This window comes from Roseobacter cerasinus (genome assembly GCF_009811755.1).
Lineage (GTDB): Bacteria > Pseudomonadota > Alphaproteobacteria > Rhodobacterales > Rhodobacteraceae > Roseobacter > Roseobacter cerasinus.
This window is the reverse complement of sequence record NZ_BLIV01000004.1, coordinates 372,979-389,012: the sequence shown is the minus strand read 5'-3', so window position 1 is coordinate 389,012 and position 16,034 is coordinate 372,979. Positions and strand designations below refer to the sequence as shown.

The following is a 16,034-nucleotide window of genomic DNA, read 5'->3' as shown; positions in this document are numbered from 1 at the left end:
AGCTGTAATAAAATCCATCAAAAAGAAGGCGCCTGACGTGGATGAGGCCACATTAACCATCGCAGACCGCATCCAGGCTCAGTTGGACAAACTGACCCGGGCAGAACGGCAACTCGCAGATACTATCCTGGAGAATTACCCCGCCTCTGGTCTCGGCCCCATCGCCGCGCTGGCGCAGGATGCAGATGTTTCGACCCCAACAGTCGCGCGGATGGTGCAAAAGCTCGGGTTCAAAGGGTACCCTGATTTTCAGGCCGATCTGCGGGAAGAACTCAAGGCGCAGCTGTCCGGCCCGATCGCCAAACACGACACCTGGGCCGAAGGTGCGCCCGAAGAGCATATGCTCAACCGCTTCACCGAAGCTGTGATCGGCAACATCCGCCAATCGCTCGGCCAGATCGACACTGGCGATTTCGATACCGCCTGCACCCAACTGGCCGACACAACCTCAAGATTGCACATCGTTGGGGGCCGCATCACCCACACAATGGCCGAGTACCTCTTCCTGCACATGCAAATGATCCGCGGTGATGTGATCCACATCCAGTCCACCTCCAACGCCTGGCCGCACTACTTGCTCGACGTGAAAGAGGGAGATACCTTCGTGATCTTCGATGTGCGCCGCTACGAAAGCAACACCTTGAAACTGGCCGAAATGGCGCGCAGCCGGGGCGCCCGCATCATCCTCTTTACCGACCAGTGGCGCTCACCCATTCACAGCCTGGCAGATATCTGTTTCTCCAGCCGGATCGTGGTGCCCTCCGCCTGGGACTCCGCCGCCACGACCCTGCTGCTGGTGGAGACGCTGATCGCAGCGGTGCAAGACCTCTCCTGGCCCGACACCCGCGACCGCATGCAAACGCTGGAGGACATGTTCGACCAGACCAAACTGTTCCGCAAATTCACCTGAGCCCGACCAAGCGCTGGTTATCAAACCTACCCGCAACAGGAGAAGGTCACCGCCTCACGCTAAGACCTAGATCCAGGTGCCAACACCGGGCGGCTCCTGAAAGGAGCGGCCCGGGACATGTCATGCGGCGCAGCCGCGCGTTTAAACAGCGCCCTCGTATTCGCCACGCGCCGGGTACTCGTTGGTAATTGCAAAATCGAGCGCCCCGACAAGCTCCGAGAAATGCGGGCGCACAAAGGGCATCGTCTGCACAGACCCGTAATAGAGCGTCTGTTGTGGCGTCACCATAAACAGGCCCGGCTCGGAAAACAGCGCCGGCTCTTCGAGCCCGATTGAGGATTTGCCACGCGACGTCGAGATATAGAGACCCCACTCTTTTGCGGTACTCAGCGACAGGTCATACCCAAAACGCAACTCTTTTGCCGAAATCTTCTCGGCCATGGCTTGTGTCCGCTCTTCCCCGTCGGTGCTGATCGCAACGGTCTTGACGCCGCGCTCGACAAATTTTGGGGTCTGCGTCTCTAATTCTGCCAGATAGGTCGCACACAGCGGGCAGTGTAGACCTCGATAAAAACAGACAACCGTGCCGCGCTCGGATCCATCCTTCGACAGATCGAACGTCCCGCCTCCAAGCAGTGGCAGGATCAGATCCGGGGTTTTCTGGCGGGGCATCAGCATGACAGGTCTCCTTCAGTGGCAATACAACGTTTCGTCTCATGAACAGGCCTTACGTGCCAGTTCGGCCAGATCACGTTTCCTTGTGCGCGGACTCAGGTCCGCCAATCCAGCAAACGGCGTTCAACAGCCCCGATCACCGCGCTGACCAGAACGCCCAGCACCGACAGGATCACCACACCCGCAAAAAGCCGTTCCAGATCATAAAGCGACCCGGCCTGCAGAATGTAAGCCCCGATCCCGAACTCTGCGCCAAGCATCTCTGCCGCCACAAGCAGGATGATCGCAATGGCCAGGCTGATCCGCAGCCCCGCAAGGATACCCGGCATCGCCCCCGGCAGCACGATCTTGCGCACAATGCTCACCCAGCTGAGGCCAAAGCTCTGCCCCATGCGGATCAACGTGCGGTCGACGTTATCCACAGCCGCAAAAGTGGCCACCACCGTGGGGGTAAAGGTGCCAAAGGCAATCAACGCGTATTTGCTGCCCTCATCAATACCGAACCAGATCACAAACAGCGGCAGCAGCGCGATTTTCGGAATAGGGAAGATCGCCGCCACCAAAGGCAGCAAACCGGCCCGCACAAAAGAGAACAATCCGATCAATAGCCCCACAGCAATTCCAAGGGATGCACCCAGCGCAGCCCCAACCAGCAGCCGCAACAGTGACGGGATCAGATGCTGGAACAAGAGCCCCGAGCTATAAAGCTCTACAAATATTTGGAAAACATCTGTCGGCTTGGGGAGCGTCAAGGGTGAAATAACACCGCTGCGCGTGCCCCATTCCGCCAGCAAAAGCAGCATAATAAAGACCAAAAACCCAACCCATCTGCGGCTTTGAAATGTAAATCCACCCCCTCTAAACGCAACTTTTTGCTCAGGTTTATCCACCGACAAGCTCCGCATCCGCCGCCGCAGCCTCAGCCCGCATCAGATCCCACAAATGTTTCTGCTGCGCCTCCAGTTCAGCATCGCCGTAGCCCCGCTCCGCCAGAGGTTTGTCCAACTGAATCACCTCTCGCACCTCTCCGGGACGCCGCGACAGAACAACAATGCGATGACCAAGCCGAACCGCCTCAGCCAGATTGTGAGTCACATAAACCGCTGTGAAGGGCTGCCTTACCCACAGGTTGACCAGATCATCCATCAGCAATTCCCGCGTCTGACTGTCCAGCGCGGAGAGTGGTTCGTCCATCAGCATGACAGCGGGCCGCACCACAAGCGCCCTTGCAATCGCAACCCGCTGTTTCATTCCGCCCGAGAGCTGCCGTGGCAGCGCATCGACGAACTCGGTCAGTCGCGTGCGCGCCAAGACATCCGCAACCATCTCGCGTCGCTCTGCGCGCGCGATGGGATGGTCCTCCAGCACCAGCGAGACATTGCCCGCCACGCTCCGCCACGGCAGCAGCGCAAAGTCCTGAAAGATGAAGGTCAACGGGTTGAGGCAGCCCTCCGGCGAGTGCCCGACCTGCAAGACCTCCCCCTCGGCAGGCACTTCCAGCCCGCCCATCATGCGAAGCAGGGTTGACTTACCACAGCCGGACGGCCCGACAATGCAGACGATCTGCCCTTCGGGCACCTCCAGATCCACGCCGCGCAGAACCTCGCGGCCCGCATAGCTGTGACCAACCCCGGAGAGGCGCAGTTCCATCTTGCGTCAGCTGCCGACCGTCTCGACGTAGGACGTATCGAGCAGAGTATCGAGCGTGATGCCGGCATCCACCAGCCCTTCGGATTGGAACCACTGCAACTGGTCCCGCACCGAGGCGACGTTCAGCGCCGCCCCTTCGTTCAGACGCATCGTGCCATTGATGATCGATGGCGCCGCCTTCTCGCGCGGGCGGTCGGTGTAGACGTATGTGTGGATCAGATCGACCATGGCGTCGATGCCGTCCTGCCCGCTCTCCTGCGCGATCATGGTGGCGTTGTAGTCAGCCACACCGCGCGCGTAGGCGGCCAGATAGTCCTCTGTCATGCTGCGTTCGTCAGCGGCATTGCCAGCGGAGGTAAAGACCGTCGTCACCTGATAGTCGGGCAAGTAATCCGCAATGTCACCGATGATGTGCACGGCCCCCGAAGCCGCGAGCGGCTTGGCAATATGCGGCACAATCGACCAGGCGTCGATCTGCCCGGACTTCAACGCGCCGATGATGGCGCCCACCTTTTGCAGTGGCTTGAAGGAGAGCGATGCCCCCTCCGCGGCAGCAACCTTGGAGCCCATGTAGTGGAACGACGAGCCTGCGGTGGACATGCCAAAGCGCTTGCCATCCAGCGCGGCAGGTGATGTCAGCCCCGCTTGGAAGGCCGCATCACTGGCGAGGATCTTCTGGCCGTCGATCCCCGGCTCTTCCGACAATGCGCCACCGATCACCTTGATCGCACCTTTGTCGGCCAGCGACACCAAGCCACCCGAAACGGCGGTTACGGCATAATCCACATCGCCACTGGCAATCGCCACGGCCATCGGTTGCGCCGCCTGAAAGAACTTCAGTTCCACCTCCAGACCGGCTTCGGCAAAGTAGCCGCGCTCGAACGCGATGAAACTGCCCGAATGGCTGGTGAAGCGCAGCGCGCCAACAGTGATCTTACGGCCTGCAGCATAGGCCGGAGCGCCGAGCCCCACTGCGGTCGCAGCACCCAATGCACCCAAAGCCTGGCGGCGATTGAAACCCGTCATCTGTCTCTCCCTCTGTCCCAAAGGCCCGCGAGGGCCATTGCGCGGAACTTAACCTAAGGACACCGGGCTGCAAGCGGTGATACGCCCTTGCCTCATAGAGGCGCGCCCCGGTATAGCCCGGATGACACCATTCGCAGCAGGGGTTCGCGCATGTCCTTCGACCGTTCCATCAAGATCGCGCCGTCGATTCTTGCCGCCGATTTCGCCAATTTTGGCGCGGAATGTGAGGCGATTGAAGCGCAGGGCGCAGATTGGGTGCATGTGGACGTGATGGACGGGCATTTTGTGCCCAACATCACCTTCGGCCCCGCCACCTGCGCCGCGATCCGGCCGCATATCAGAGGCGTGATGGACGTGCACCTGATGATCGCGCCCATCGATCCCTATATCGACGCGTTCGCCAAGGCCGGAGCCGACGTGATCACAGCGCATGTGGAAGCAGGCCCGCATATTCACCGGACCTTGCAGGCTATTCGCGGCGCAGGTGCCAAGGCCGGTGTGGCGCTGAACCCCGGCACGCCAGCCAGTGCGGTGTCAGAGCTGCTCGACAGTGTGGACCTCATTTGCGTGATGACAGTGAACCCCGGTTTCGGCGGGCAGAAGTTCATTGATATGAGCGCCAAGATCCGCACCTTGCGCGAGATGATTGGCGACCGGCCGGTGCATATTGAGATCGACGGTGGTGTTGACCCAACGACCGCGCCACTGGTGGCCCAAGCGGGTGCGGACGTGCTGGTCGCAGGCTCCGCCGTGTTCCGGGGGGGGTCAGTCAGCAACCCCGCGCCTTACGGCGAGAACATCCGTGCCATCCGCGCGGCGGCGGCAGGCACCTACGTCTGAGCGGCTTTGTTCAGATCATCAAAACTGCGCCCGTCCGCGACCAATTGCTTCAAGAGCGGAGCAGGTCGCCAGAAGAAGTCGTCTTCCTGCGCGTAGGTTTCGATATCGGCCAGCACGCTGCCGACACCCTGCAAATCTGCCCATTTCAGTGGCCCGCCGTGATAGCGCGGAAACCCATAGCCAAAGAGCAGCACCATATCGACGTCCAACGGACGCCGGGCGATGCCTTCGCCCACAATCTTCGCCGCCTCGTTGACCATCGCCGCCATATAGCGGCGCTGGATGTCTTCGGGTGAGAAACTGCGGGGGGTGATACCGCGTTCCGTGCGCTCAGCGGTCACACGCTCCATCACTTCCGGGTTGGGCACAACGGCACCGTTTTCATAGACATAGAAGCCCCTGCCGGTCTTGCGCCCGAAGTGCCCCGCCTCGCAGAGCGCATCAGGGTAGCGCCCAACCCGTTCAGCTGGGTCACGCGTGGATGCGAGGCGTTTGCGCATGGCCCAGGCGATGTCGAGACCGGCCAGGTCAGAAACGGCAAACGGCCCCATGGCGAAGCCAAAGGCGGTCAACGCGTCATCAATCTCGAACGGGGTAGCCCCTTCGAGCACCATGTGATCCGCTGCGGTGCGATAGGCCCGCATGATCCGGTTGCCGATGAACCCATCACACACGCCGGACCGAACCGCGACCTTGCCCATGCGTTTGCCAAGCGCAAAGCCTGTAGCCACAACCTGGGGCGTCGCCTGGTCGGGCACAACAACCTCCAAAAGCTTCATCACATGGGCGGGTGAAAAGAAATGCAGGCCAATCACATCCGCTGGCCGGGATGTCTTGGCCGCGATCTCGTTGATATCAAGATAGGAGGTGTTGGTGGCCAGCACGGCACCGGGTTTGCAGACCGCATCAAGCTCGGCAAAGACGGCCTCCTTGACGGCCATATCTTCGAACACCGCCTCGATCACCACATCAACGTCCGAGAGCGCGGCGTAGTCGGTCGCCACCACCAGTGCTTGGCGCAACATTCCGTCGTGCTGCTCTTGCGTGATCTTGCCGCGAGCCAGCGCGCCCTCCAGGTTGTCCGCAATCCGCGCGCGGGCGGCGTCCGCCGCCGTCTGCCCGCGTTCGACCAGCACCACATGCAGGCCCGCCAGCAAGGCGGAGGTCGCGATGCCCGCGCCCATGGTCCCGCCGCCGATCACGCCAATCGCCTCGACACTGCGCGGTGCAACGTCCTTCAATTCGGGCAGGTTGCTCACCGCACGCTCGGAGAAAAATGCATGGATCATGCCTTGCCGCTGATCCGTCTGCATCAGGTCGCGGAACATCCGCCGTTCTTCGGCCAAACCCTGCGCAAACGGCAGTTCCGCACTGGCCTGAACCGCACGCACCGCTTGCGCAGGTGAGATCTGCCCCCGGCCTTTTCTGAGCACCTTGGCATAGGTCGCATCCCAGTCGACGGGGGCTGGTGCGGCCATCTCGCTCACGGGGCGGCGCGCCGCGCCACTGTCCAAAAGCGCCTGCGCATAGGCCAGACCGACGGTTTGCGGATCACCTGCCTCGATCCGGTCGATGATATGCAACTGTCCCGCTTCAGGCGCGCCCACATGGCGCCCACTTGTGATGATGTCGATGGCCGGGCCTGCGCCGGTCAGGCGCGGCAGACGCTGGGTGCCCCCCGCGCCGGGGATCAGGCCCAGATGCACCTCTGGCAGCCCCACCCGCGCCTCAGGCTGTGCGACCCGGTAGTGAGCGGAAAGTGCCACTTCCAGCCCGCCTCCAAGGCTGACCCCATGCATTGATGCCACAACCAGTAGCGGCGAGGCTTCGATGCGGTTGCACACATCCGGCAAATGCGGCTCCAGCGGCGCTTTGCCGAATTCCTTAATATCGGCCCCTGCGATGAACGCCCGCCCAGCACCGACGATCAGCACGGCTCGCACATCCGGGTCCGCCTCGGCCCGGTCCATCCCGGCCATGACCCCCTGACGCACCGCATGGCTGAGTGCGTTCACCGGCGGGTTTTGCAGGCGCAGCACCGCGACGGCGCCATGGGTCTCATAGGCAACTACATCTGTCATCGAACACCCCCGACTGCTGAGCACAGCTTTCAGGGTTTCTCAGTTGCCGGGCAAGCGCAACCCCTCAGCGCCGGTAGATAAAGCAACGTCCGGGAACGGCGCCCTCGGGCAGCGGCATCTCTTCGAGATCTTGGAAATACATCCGGTCGCTCGACACCATCAGACCGCCGGGCGCAAGCAGAGGGGTGATGGCCGGTGAGATCTCGCGCGCGAAAACATCGTTTTTCTCGGCGTTGTGTCCGCCCAGATCCGCGTGGATCAGCCGCGCTGTAGGGCCAAACTGTTCCAACGCCTGCGGCAGCGTCTCGAACACATTCCCCAGCACCACACGATCCTCTGGCGGCGTGCTGTCGGGGTGCGAGGCCACTGCGCGCTCAAACACATAAATGTCACGATGCGAAAACAGGCTGCAGAGGTGATGATAAGTGCGCCCGTTGCCCAGCCCCAGCTCGAACACCGGGCCGGGCATGTCCCCAACAAGGGTTGCCGCATGATCGAGACAGGCGCGCTGCGACACCATGCGATTTATGAAGAGGTCAAGACGACTCATCAGTCGGTCCTTTACAAGATCTTCATATTGAGATGCCCCTTTTTAGGTGGAATCGCCAGTGCAAAGCCGCTCACACATCTGTGCGCTGGACGCGAGCAATGAAATCGCGTTGACTGATCAAGCGGGACGACAGTTTTTGGGACGCATGCGGAACAGGGAAGAAAAAACGACGTGGTAGCGCCGCTTCTTGAAGTACGCGATCTGAGCATCGGCTTTGGATCAGCGCCCGCTGTGGTGCGCGACGTCTCTTTTGAGGTGATGCCGGGCGAGACGCTGGCGCTGGTGGGCGAAAGCGGGTCAGGCAAGACCATCACCTGCCGCGCTGTGTTGCAGATCTTGCCAGCCACCGCAAAAATCCACAGTGGCGCCATCACGTTCTCTTCGGCTGGCACAAGCTGCGAGCTGCTGTCCCAATCCCGGCGGCAGATGCGCCAGATCCGCGGCAACCGGATTTCAATGATTTTTCAGGAACCGATGCGCTCGCTGTCGCCACTACACCGTCTGGGCGATCAGGTGTCGGAAGTGCTGCGCCTGCACCGCGACATGCCGAAGAGCCAGGCGAAAAAACTGGTGCTGGAGACATTCGAGCGCGTGGGCTTTCCCGAACCGGCACGTGTTTGGAAATCCTACCCCTTCGAGATGTCGGGCGGTATGCGGCAACGCGCCATGATCGCCATGGCCATGGTGGCAAAGCCTGAGCTGCTGATCGCGGATGAACCGACCACAGCACTGGATGTGACGACGCAGGCGCAGGTGCTTGGCCTGATCAAGGATCTGCAAAAAGAGACGGGCATGGCCGTCATCCTCGTCACCCATGATCTGGGGGTGGTCGCGAATATGGCCGAGCAGGTGGTGGTGATGAACAAGGGCCGCGTTGTGGAGCGTGGCCCGGCCCCCGCCGTTCTTGGGGCACCCGCGCATGGCTATACCAAAAAGCTCTTTGCCGCCGCGCCCATGATCCCCGAAGTGGCCGCGCCTGCCCGGGCCGAAGGGCGCAACGACTTGATCCTCGACCTGCGCGATGTGTCCAAGACCTACACCATGCGCGCAGGCGGGTGGAGCAAGCCGGTCACCATCACGGCCTGCCACGAAGTCAACCTGTCGCTGGAGCGCGGCAAGACCTTGGCCGTGGTGGGCGAAAGCGGGTCTGGCAAGACCACCTGCGCGCGGATCGCCCTTGGGGCTGAGTTGCCTGATGACGGCGGCGAAGTGCTGTTCCGGCACGACCCTGATGCCGAAGTGGTCAAGATCCACGACATGTCGCTTCGGGAGCGGGTCTGCTTTCAGCGGCAGGCACAGATGGTCTTTCAGGACCCCTATTCTTCGCTGTCGCCGCGCATGCGCATCGGCCAGACTCTGACCGAACCGATGGAGATCCATGGATTGGGCACCAAGGCCGAGCGCCGCGAAAAGGCCGCCGAGATGCTGCGCTGGGTTGGACTCGATCCATCGATGTTAGCCCGCTATCCGCATGCGTTTTCGGGCGGGCAGCGCCAGCGGCTGTCGATTGCCCGCGCGCTGACTTTGGACCCGGTTCTTCTGGTCTGTGACGAGCCGACCTCGGCGCTGGATGTATCGGTGCAGGAACAGATCCTGTGCCTGCTCGAAAACATACGGGATCGAATGGGTTTGAGCTATCTCTTCATCAGCCATGATCTGGCTGTCGTCGCGCGGATCGCGGATGAGGTGGCCGTCATGCGGCAAGGGGTGGTGGTCGAGCAGGCCCCGCCCGACACGCTGTTTTACAACCCGCGCCACCCCTACACCCGCGCGCTGATCGCCGCGCAGCCAGAGCCGGATGTGAACCGGCCCATTGATCTGAAACTGGTGGCCATTGGCGCCGGCAAACCCTCGACCTGGCCTGAGGCGTTCCGGTTTGAAGGGGTCGCGGCCCCCGCTTTGACGGAAGTGGAGCCCGGTCATAAGGTACGATGTCATGGTTAGATTTTTCGCCCTTGTCTTAAGCTTGATCCTGGCCCTTGAGGCGCGGGCCGAACCGCTTGTTCCATCCGAAAGCAGCTTTTGGAAAAGCGAAGTGCAAAACGGCATCCTGCCTCCTGTAGCAGACCGGTTGCCGCTCGATCCATTGGTCGTGGATCTGGAAGCAAAGGGGCGCAGCTTCGGTGAGCAGGGCGGCACTTTGCGCACACTTGTGTCCCGCTCCAAGGATGTGCGCCAGATGGTCGTCTATGGCTACGCGCGGCTGGTGGGCTATGACCACGACTATGGGCTCTACCCAGACATTCTCCGGGACATTGAGGTTGAAGAGGGTCGCAAATTCACCCTGCATCTGAGAAAGGGGCACCGCTGGTCGGACGGTCACCCCTTCACCTCCGAAGACTTCCGCTACTACTGGGAGCATGTGGCGCTGAACAGGGAGTTGAACCCCGCCGGGCCACCACAGAGCATGTTTGTGGACGGCGTTCTGGCGGACGTCAGCTTTCCAGACGCGCATACGGTTGTCATTGAATGGCCGCGCCCCAACCCGCAGTTTCTGCCGCGTCTGGCGCAGGCCAGCCCGCTTTATGTCTACCGGCCCGCGCATTACCTCAAGCAGTTCCACGCCGAGTTCACCGACCCCAAGACCCTGCGCCGCACCATCAAGAAAGCGCGCATGCGCTCCTGGGCCCCACTGCACAATGCGCGGGACAATATGTACAAGTTCGACAACCCGGACTTGCCGACCCTGCAGCCTTGGATGAATGCCTCCGGCACCAAATCAAGCCGACGCGTCTTTGTGCGCAACCCCTACTATCACCGGATCGACAAGCGCGGGGTGCAGCTGCCTTACATCGACGTGGTGCAGATGACGGTTGTGGGTGGCGGGCTGATCGCGGCCAAGGCCAACGCGGGCGAGGTGGATTTGCAGGCGCGGGGCCTCGACTTTCCCGACATTTCGATTCTGAAGAAGGGCGAAACCGATGGCGCGGGCTATCGCACGCTGCTTTGGGCCAATGGGGCGGCCAACCAGATCGCCATCTACCCCAACCTCAATTTCGCTGATCCGGTTTGGCGCGATGTGATCCGGGATGTGCGCTTCCGTCGCGCGCTCTCGCTTGGGATCGACCGCCGCATGATCAACCGCGCGCTTTATTTTGGCCTGGCCAAGGAAGGTGGCATGACCGCCCTTGCCAAGAGCCCGCTTTTTGACCCCGCAAACCTGTTCAAATGGTCCATCTACTACCCCGCCAAGGCGAACGCGCTGCTCGATGAGATGGGGCTGACGGAGCGTACGCCTGCGGGCATTCGTAGGCTTCCGGACGGGCGGCCCATGGAGTTTGTGATTGAGACGGCGGGCGAACGGCAGGAGGTCGAAAACGCGCTGGCCATCGTGACCGACACCTGGCGCGAGATCGGTATCAAGCTCATCATGCGCCCGCTCGACCGCGATATCCTGCGCAATCGGGTCTATTCGGGCCTCAGCATGGCGGCTGTCTGGTATGGCTGGGACAACGGGCTGCCGCAGCCCTACACGCCACCCGAATATCTCGCGCCGACGCATCAGGAATTCTTTGCCTGGCCCAAGTGGGGTCAATACTACCAGACTGGCGGCACTGTCGGCGAAGCACCTGACATGCCAGCCGCCGAACGTCTGATGGAGCTCAGCTATGGCTGGGATCAGACCGAAGACCCCGAGCGGCGCGCTGAAATCTGGCGCGTGATGCTGACCATTCATGCCGAGCAACAGTTTGGCATCGGCATCCTCGCCGAAGCGCCACAGCCCATCGTTGTCTCCGAACGGCTGCGCAATGTGCCTGAAGAGGCGAAATGGGCCTGGGACCCCGGCGCGCATTTCGGCATCCACCGGATTGACGAATTCTACTACGAAGACGCGTTTCAGCAGCTCACCCAATGATGTTCATCCGCTACGCCATCTATCGGTTCATCACGATGCTGCTCACCCTCTGGGTGGTGTCGATCCTGATTTTCGTGATTATCAACCTGCCGCCAGGCGACTATCTGTCGAACCAGATCGCAGAGCTGCGCGCCACCGGTCAGGCCGAAGGGGTCGCCAAGGCGGAATTCCTGCGCACGGAATACGCGCTCGACCGCCCCATATGGGAGCAATATCTGATCTGGGTTGGCATGGCCCCCGGACCGCAGGGCTGGTACGGGATGATCCAGGGCAACTTTGGCTGGTCCTTCGAGTTTGACCGCCCCGTGAGCGAAGTGGTGGGCGATGCGCTCTGGCTCACGGTTCTGGTGAACCTCGCGGCGGTGCTGTTTGTCTATATGGTCGCCCTGCCACTCGGCGTGATCGCCGCTGCGAAGTCCGAAACATGGGTGGATTACACCGCCGCCTTCGTGGGGTATCTGGGCCTCGCCACGCCCAACTTTCTGCTGGCGCTGATGCTGTTTTATTACGGCAACAAATACTTCGACCTGCCCATTGGCGGGCTGATGGCGCCCGAGTTCGAAGGCGCGCCGATGTCCTGGGAGAAGGTCAAGTCCATCCTCGTGCATCTCATCGTGCCGACCTTTGTGATCGGCACATCCGGAGCGGCGGCTATGATGCAGCGCCTGCGCGCCAATATGCTGGATGAGCTGTCGAAACCCTATGTGGAAACCGCCCGCGCAAAGGGCCTCGGCCCCTCCAAGCTGCTCGCCAAATACCCGCTGCGCATGGCCTTCAACCCGTTTGTGGCTGACATCGGCAACCTGCTGCCCGCGATGGTCTCGGGCTCGGTGCTTGTCTCGGTGGTCTTGGGCTTGCAGACGATCGGACCATCGCTGCTGACCGCACTGAAAAGCCAGGATCAGTTCCTCGCCGGGTTTGTACTGATGTTCGTGGCGCTGTTGACACTCATCGGCACGATGATCTCGGATCTGCTGCTTGTCCTGCTAGACCCGCGTATCCGCTACGGGGCGCGCGGCGGATGAGGAAACTGCCCGATGGCCGCTATGTGGACGAAACCCCCTGGTCGGATGACCAGGACCTCTCCGCACTGGAACGCTCTGACATGGATGCGCCCAACTGGGTGTTGGTCTGGCGCAAGTTCAAGCGGCACAAGCTGGGGCTGATCTCGGGCATCTTCCTGCTGCTCAGCTACCTGATGCTGCCCTTTGCAGGCTTCATCGCGCCCTACACACCCAATGAGCGCAGCGCCGAGTATCTCTACAGCCCGCCGCAATCCATCAACCTCTGGCATGAGGGCAGCTTTATTGGCCCCTTTGTCTACCCCACCGAGGCCACAGCGGATCTGGTCAACTACCGCTGGACCTATGAGACAGACACCAGCCAGCCGATGCCGCTGAAGTTCTTTTGCGAGAGCGACAGCTACAACATCTTTGGGGTCATCCCGTCCAACACACATCTGTTCTGCGCGCCCGAAGGCGCCACCGTGTTTCTGTGGGGCTCAGACCGGCTGGGCCGTGACGTCTTCAGCCGCATCCTCTATGGTGCACAGCTGTCGCTGACCGTGGGTCTGATCGGCATCACCGTGTCCTTTGCGCTTGGCATCTTCTTCGGCTCCATCGCGGGGTATTTCGGGGGCAAGACCGACTGGCTGATCAACCGGGTCATCGAGATCCTGCGATCCCTGCCCGAACTGCCGCTTTGGCTGGCGCTCTCTGCGGCTGTCCCGTCGAATTGGGGGCCAGTGGCCGTGTTCTTCATCATCTCCATCATCCTCGGCATCCTCGATTGGCCAGGCCTGGCGCGGGCGGTGCGAAGTAAGTTCCTCTCGTTGAGAGAGGAGGAATACGTGCGTGCGGCCGAGATGATGGGGGCCAAACCGGGCCGGGTGATCCGGCGCCACCTGCTGCCCAACTTCATGAGCCATCTGATCGCCTCAGCCACGCTGTCGATTCCCGCTATGATCCTTGGGGAAACCGCGCTCAGCTTCCTGGGCCTCGGCCTGCGCGCGCCTGCGGTCAGCTGGGGCGTGATGCTGAACGACGCGCAGAACCTTGCGAGTATCGAGATCTATCCGTGGACGGCGATTCCGATGCTGCCGATCATCTTCGTGGTGCTGGCCTTCAACTTTTTGGGTGACGGCCTGCGCGCGTCGCTTGATCCTTACAAAAGCTGATCTGGGAGACGACAGCAGGGCTGTTGACCCCGAAACCAACGACGGGTGCGGTATCGGGTCAATCTCCTTGGGCGAGCGCGCGGGCGCGGTGGCTGAACTGCTCTATCAGGTCAGGTGCGGCACGCCTGCCCGTGAAGCCAATCAGGTAGGAGTCGATCCGCGCCACGCGGGTGTCCATGCTCTCGTTGATATCAAGCGCATGGTAGCCAAGCTGCATGAAATACAGAATACGCGCCCGTGCATCCGCCTCATCACCGCCGTAGCCGTGTCCCTTGAACACCTCCCTCAACGCATCAAGGCGCAGGCGATCCGCCTCGTCAATTTTTTCGCGCACGGCGGGGTCGCGCCGCGACCACTCCCGCACGGCAAAATCGAGCCCCTGGTCAAACAATCGCGGATCCATGAAACACTCGAAGAAGTGGCAGACAGACTGCGCGATGCTGTCGGTCGGAAGGGCGCATTTCTCAAGTATGCACTGGGTGTTGCGCTGCTCCCATTCTTGCAACAGCGCATCCAGCAGGTCAGACCGATTGGCAAAATACCAATAAAAACTGGACCGGGCGACGCCCAATTGGTTGGCAAGGGTCAGCACCTTGACGTCGCTGACCCCCTTGGTGACCAACGTGTCCCGCGCAGCTGTCAGCCACTCCTCCCGGGTGACTTTGCTGTTGCCATGGCGGGCTTTGCATCTGAGATCTAGTTGGGTGGAGGTGTTCATGGATCAACTCTCGGGTGGTGCGCCGCCTTCGGCGGTGCGTTTGGCAGTATAGCTCTGCAAGGCCGCCAGACGGTCCCGGTCGAGCCCAGGCTGCGCTTTGCGGGCGACAATGTCCTGCCAGACATCGGTGGCGCGGGTGTTGGCATCACGGGCACCGCGTTCTGACCAGGTTCCGAAATTGGCATAGTCGTGCACGATGGGCTCGTAGAACTGCGTGTTGTACCGCGCCATGGTCTGGCTGGCCGCAAAGAAGTGGCCCTGTGGTGCCACTTCACCAATGGCGGTGTCATAACCAATGTCCTCAGGTCCCGCCTCTGCCCCGGCGCAGAGCTCGGCAATCATGTTGAGCACCTCCGCATCGGTGATGAGCTTTTCGTAGGACACCGACAAACCGCCCTCAAGCCAGCCCGCCGCATGGATCACCACCGTCGCGCCAGCCATCAGGCACCCCCATAGGCCCATCTGGTTTTCGTTGGCCGCCTGCACATCATTGATGTTCGACGCGGATCCGGCGGCGGACCGCCAGGGCAACCCGATCTTGCGGGCCATTTGCCCTGCCGCCAGCGACGCCTGAAAATGCGAGGGCGTGCCAAAGGCGGGCGCGCCGGACTTCATATCCACGTTCGACGTGAAGGTGCCATAGCAAACCGGCGCGCCGGGCTGGACCAGTTGCGTCAAGGTGATCGCCAGCAGCGCCTCCGCGTGGCTCAGCGTGACCGCACCCGCAACGGTGATCGGCGCCATCGCCCCCATAAGCGTGAAGGGCGTGACAATCGACATCTGCCCATGGCGGGCGAAGTCGATCAGCCCCTGCGCCATGGGGATATCCAATGTGCGCGGCGAATTTGTGTTGATGATCGTATAGGTGTGAGGATGCGCACGAAACGCATCATCCGAGACGCCGCGATAGTTGCGGATCATCTCAAAGCAGTCCATCACCTGCGGCGTGCCCCGCGCGAAAGTGAAGGGGAATTTGTCTGACCAGGTCAGCTGTGCCTCTGTCGTGAAATAGTGACGCAGGTGCGTGGGTACATCCTGCGGCTCCACCTGCGGCGAGATCATGTGGAAGACGTCGAAGTGCTGTGTCAGCTGCAGGTATTCGATGTAGTCGCTGGCTGACCCCGGTCTGCGCCCCCGCACAAGATCCGTTGCATGCGGCGCACCGGCGCCCGCCTGAAACACGAGGTTGCCCAGTTCCATCACCACATCGCGGTCGCGCGCGCCGGCCCGGCAAGGGATGGATTTGGGCGCGCTGGCAAGGGCGGCGGCCACGATGTCGCGACCGACAAACACCATCTCTCCGTCCACCCGCGCCCCCGACTGCGCAAAGATTGCCCGGGCTTCGGGCAGAAGAACCCGCATCCCCAGATCTTCGAGGATGTACAGCGCGCTTTGATGCATGTCCTCGGCCTGATCCTCCGAGAAGACGGCCATCGCCGGAAACGGGTTGCGCAATTGGCGGTAGTTCACCTTGCGCAAACTCTCGGGCGCGGCCCCATCTGCCCGCCCGCGACGGCGTCCGGAGCGTGTGCGGGCTGTCTGTTTCACAGCC

General features: G+C 61.6%; 14 protein-coding genes. 6 read left to right on the top strand and 8 right to left on the bottom strand.

The features are described from left to right. The first annotated feature begins 37 nt into the window (after positions 1 to 37). On the top strand, positions 38 to 910 hold the full coding sequence (locus So717_RS12840) for a MurR/RpiR family transcriptional regulator (protein WP_159977864.1): 873 nt from the start codon (positions 38 to 40) through the stop codon (positions 908 to 910). Positions 911 to 1,051: 141 nt separating this feature from the next. On the opposite strand, the gene So717_RS12835 is transcribed toward So717_RS12840, so the two are convergent. The 4 genes from So717_RS12835 to So717_RS12820 form a co-directional block, all read right to left on the bottom strand. After that, positions 1,052 to 1,588 (bottom strand): peroxiredoxin-like family protein, encoded by a 537-nt coding sequence (locus tag So717_RS12835; protein ID WP_159977862.1) that lies wholly within the window; start codon positions 1,586 to 1,588, stop codon positions 1,052 to 1,054. 92 nt (positions 1,589 to 1,680) lie between these two features. Next, a complete protein-coding gene (locus So717_RS12830) occupies positions 1,681 to 2,490 on the bottom strand; it encodes an ABC transporter permease (protein ID WP_159977860.1) in 810 nt (269 codons plus the stop codon). Continuing rightward, positions 2,468 to 3,235 carry an ABC transporter ATP-binding protein gene (locus tag So717_RS12825; RefSeq protein ID WP_159977858.1) on the bottom strand — a complete coding sequence of 256 codons (768 nt, stop codon included), beginning with the start codon at positions 3,233 to 3,235 and terminating at the stop codon, positions 2,468 to 2,470. Before So717_RS12825 ends, So717_RS12830 begins: the two co-directional genes overlap by 23 nt. 6 nt (positions 3,236 to 3,241) lie before the next feature. Further along, on the bottom strand, positions 3,242 to 4,261 hold the full coding sequence (locus So717_RS12820; RefSeq protein WP_159977856.1) for an ABC transporter substrate-binding protein: 1,020 nt from the start codon (positions 4,259 to 4,261) through the stop codon (positions 3,242 to 3,244). Positions 4,262 to 4,411: 150 nt separating this feature from the next. Here So717_RS12820 and rpe point away from each other — a divergent pair, with 150 nt between their 5' ends. Beyond that, positions 4,412 to 5,101, top strand: a complete 690-nt coding sequence (gene rpe, locus So717_RS12815) for a ribulose-phosphate 3-epimerase (protein ID WP_159977854.1) — start codon at positions 4,412 to 4,414, stop codon at positions 5,099 to 5,101. Here the strand turns inward: rpe and So717_RS12810 are convergent. Next, a complete protein-coding gene (locus tag So717_RS12810) occupies positions 5,092 to 7,182 on the bottom strand; it encodes a 3-hydroxyacyl-CoA dehydrogenase NAD-binding domain-containing protein (RefSeq protein WP_159977852.1) in 2,091 nt (696 codons plus the stop codon). The genes rpe and So717_RS12810 overlap by 10 nt on opposite strands. Before the next feature lie 64 nt (positions 7,183 to 7,246). Beyond that, positions 7,247 to 7,732: a class I SAM-dependent methyltransferase gene (locus So717_RS12805; protein WP_159977850.1), complete on the bottom strand. Its 486-nt coding sequence runs from the start codon at positions 7,730 to 7,732 to the stop codon at positions 7,247 to 7,249. Between the two features lie 171 nt (positions 7,733 to 7,903). Between So717_RS12805 and So717_RS12800 the strand changes: the two genes are divergently transcribed. The 4 genes from So717_RS12800 to So717_RS12785 are packed head-to-tail and all read left to right on the top strand — an operon-like array spanning position 7,904 to position 13,764. Then, positions 7,904 to 9,676, top strand: coding sequence for an ABC transporter ATP-binding protein (locus So717_RS12800; protein WP_159977848.1), 1,773 nt, complete (start codon positions 7,904 to 7,906; stop codon positions 9,674 to 9,676). Next, on the top strand, positions 9,669 to 11,588 hold the full coding sequence (locus tag So717_RS12795; protein ID WP_159977846.1) for an ABC transporter substrate-binding protein: 1,920 nt from the start codon (positions 9,669 to 9,671) through the stop codon (positions 11,586 to 11,588). Before So717_RS12800 ends, So717_RS12795 begins: the two co-directional genes overlap by 8 nt. After that, a complete protein-coding gene (locus So717_RS12790) occupies positions 11,585 to 12,613 on the top strand; it encodes an ABC transporter permease (protein WP_159977844.1) in 1,029 nt (342 codons plus the stop codon). Before So717_RS12795 ends, So717_RS12790 begins: the two co-directional genes overlap by 4 nt. Further along, the gene (locus tag So717_RS12785; RefSeq protein WP_159977842.1) at positions 12,610 to 13,764 is read left to right on the top strand and encodes an ABC transporter permease; all 1,155 of its coding nucleotides are present in this window, start codon (positions 12,610 to 12,612) and stop codon (positions 13,762 to 13,764) included. Before So717_RS12790 ends, So717_RS12785 begins: the two co-directional genes overlap by 4 nt. Positions 13,765 to 13,822: 58 nt before the next feature. Here the strand turns inward: So717_RS12785 and So717_RS12780 are convergent, their stop codons facing one another. Together So717_RS12780 and So717_RS12775 are read right to left on the bottom strand one after the other, a co-directional pair. Beyond that, positions 13,823 to 14,482, bottom strand: a complete 660-nt coding sequence (locus tag So717_RS12780; RefSeq protein ID WP_159977840.1) for a TetR/AcrR family transcriptional regulator — start codon at positions 14,480 to 14,482, stop codon at positions 13,823 to 13,825. Positions 14,483 to 14,485: 3 nt separating this feature from the next. Continuing rightward, a complete protein-coding gene (locus So717_RS12775; protein ID WP_159977838.1) occupies positions 14,486 to 16,030 on the bottom strand; it encodes a trimethylamine methyltransferase family protein in 1,545 nt (514 codons plus the stop codon). Positions 16,031 to 16,034 lie beyond the last annotated feature (4 nt).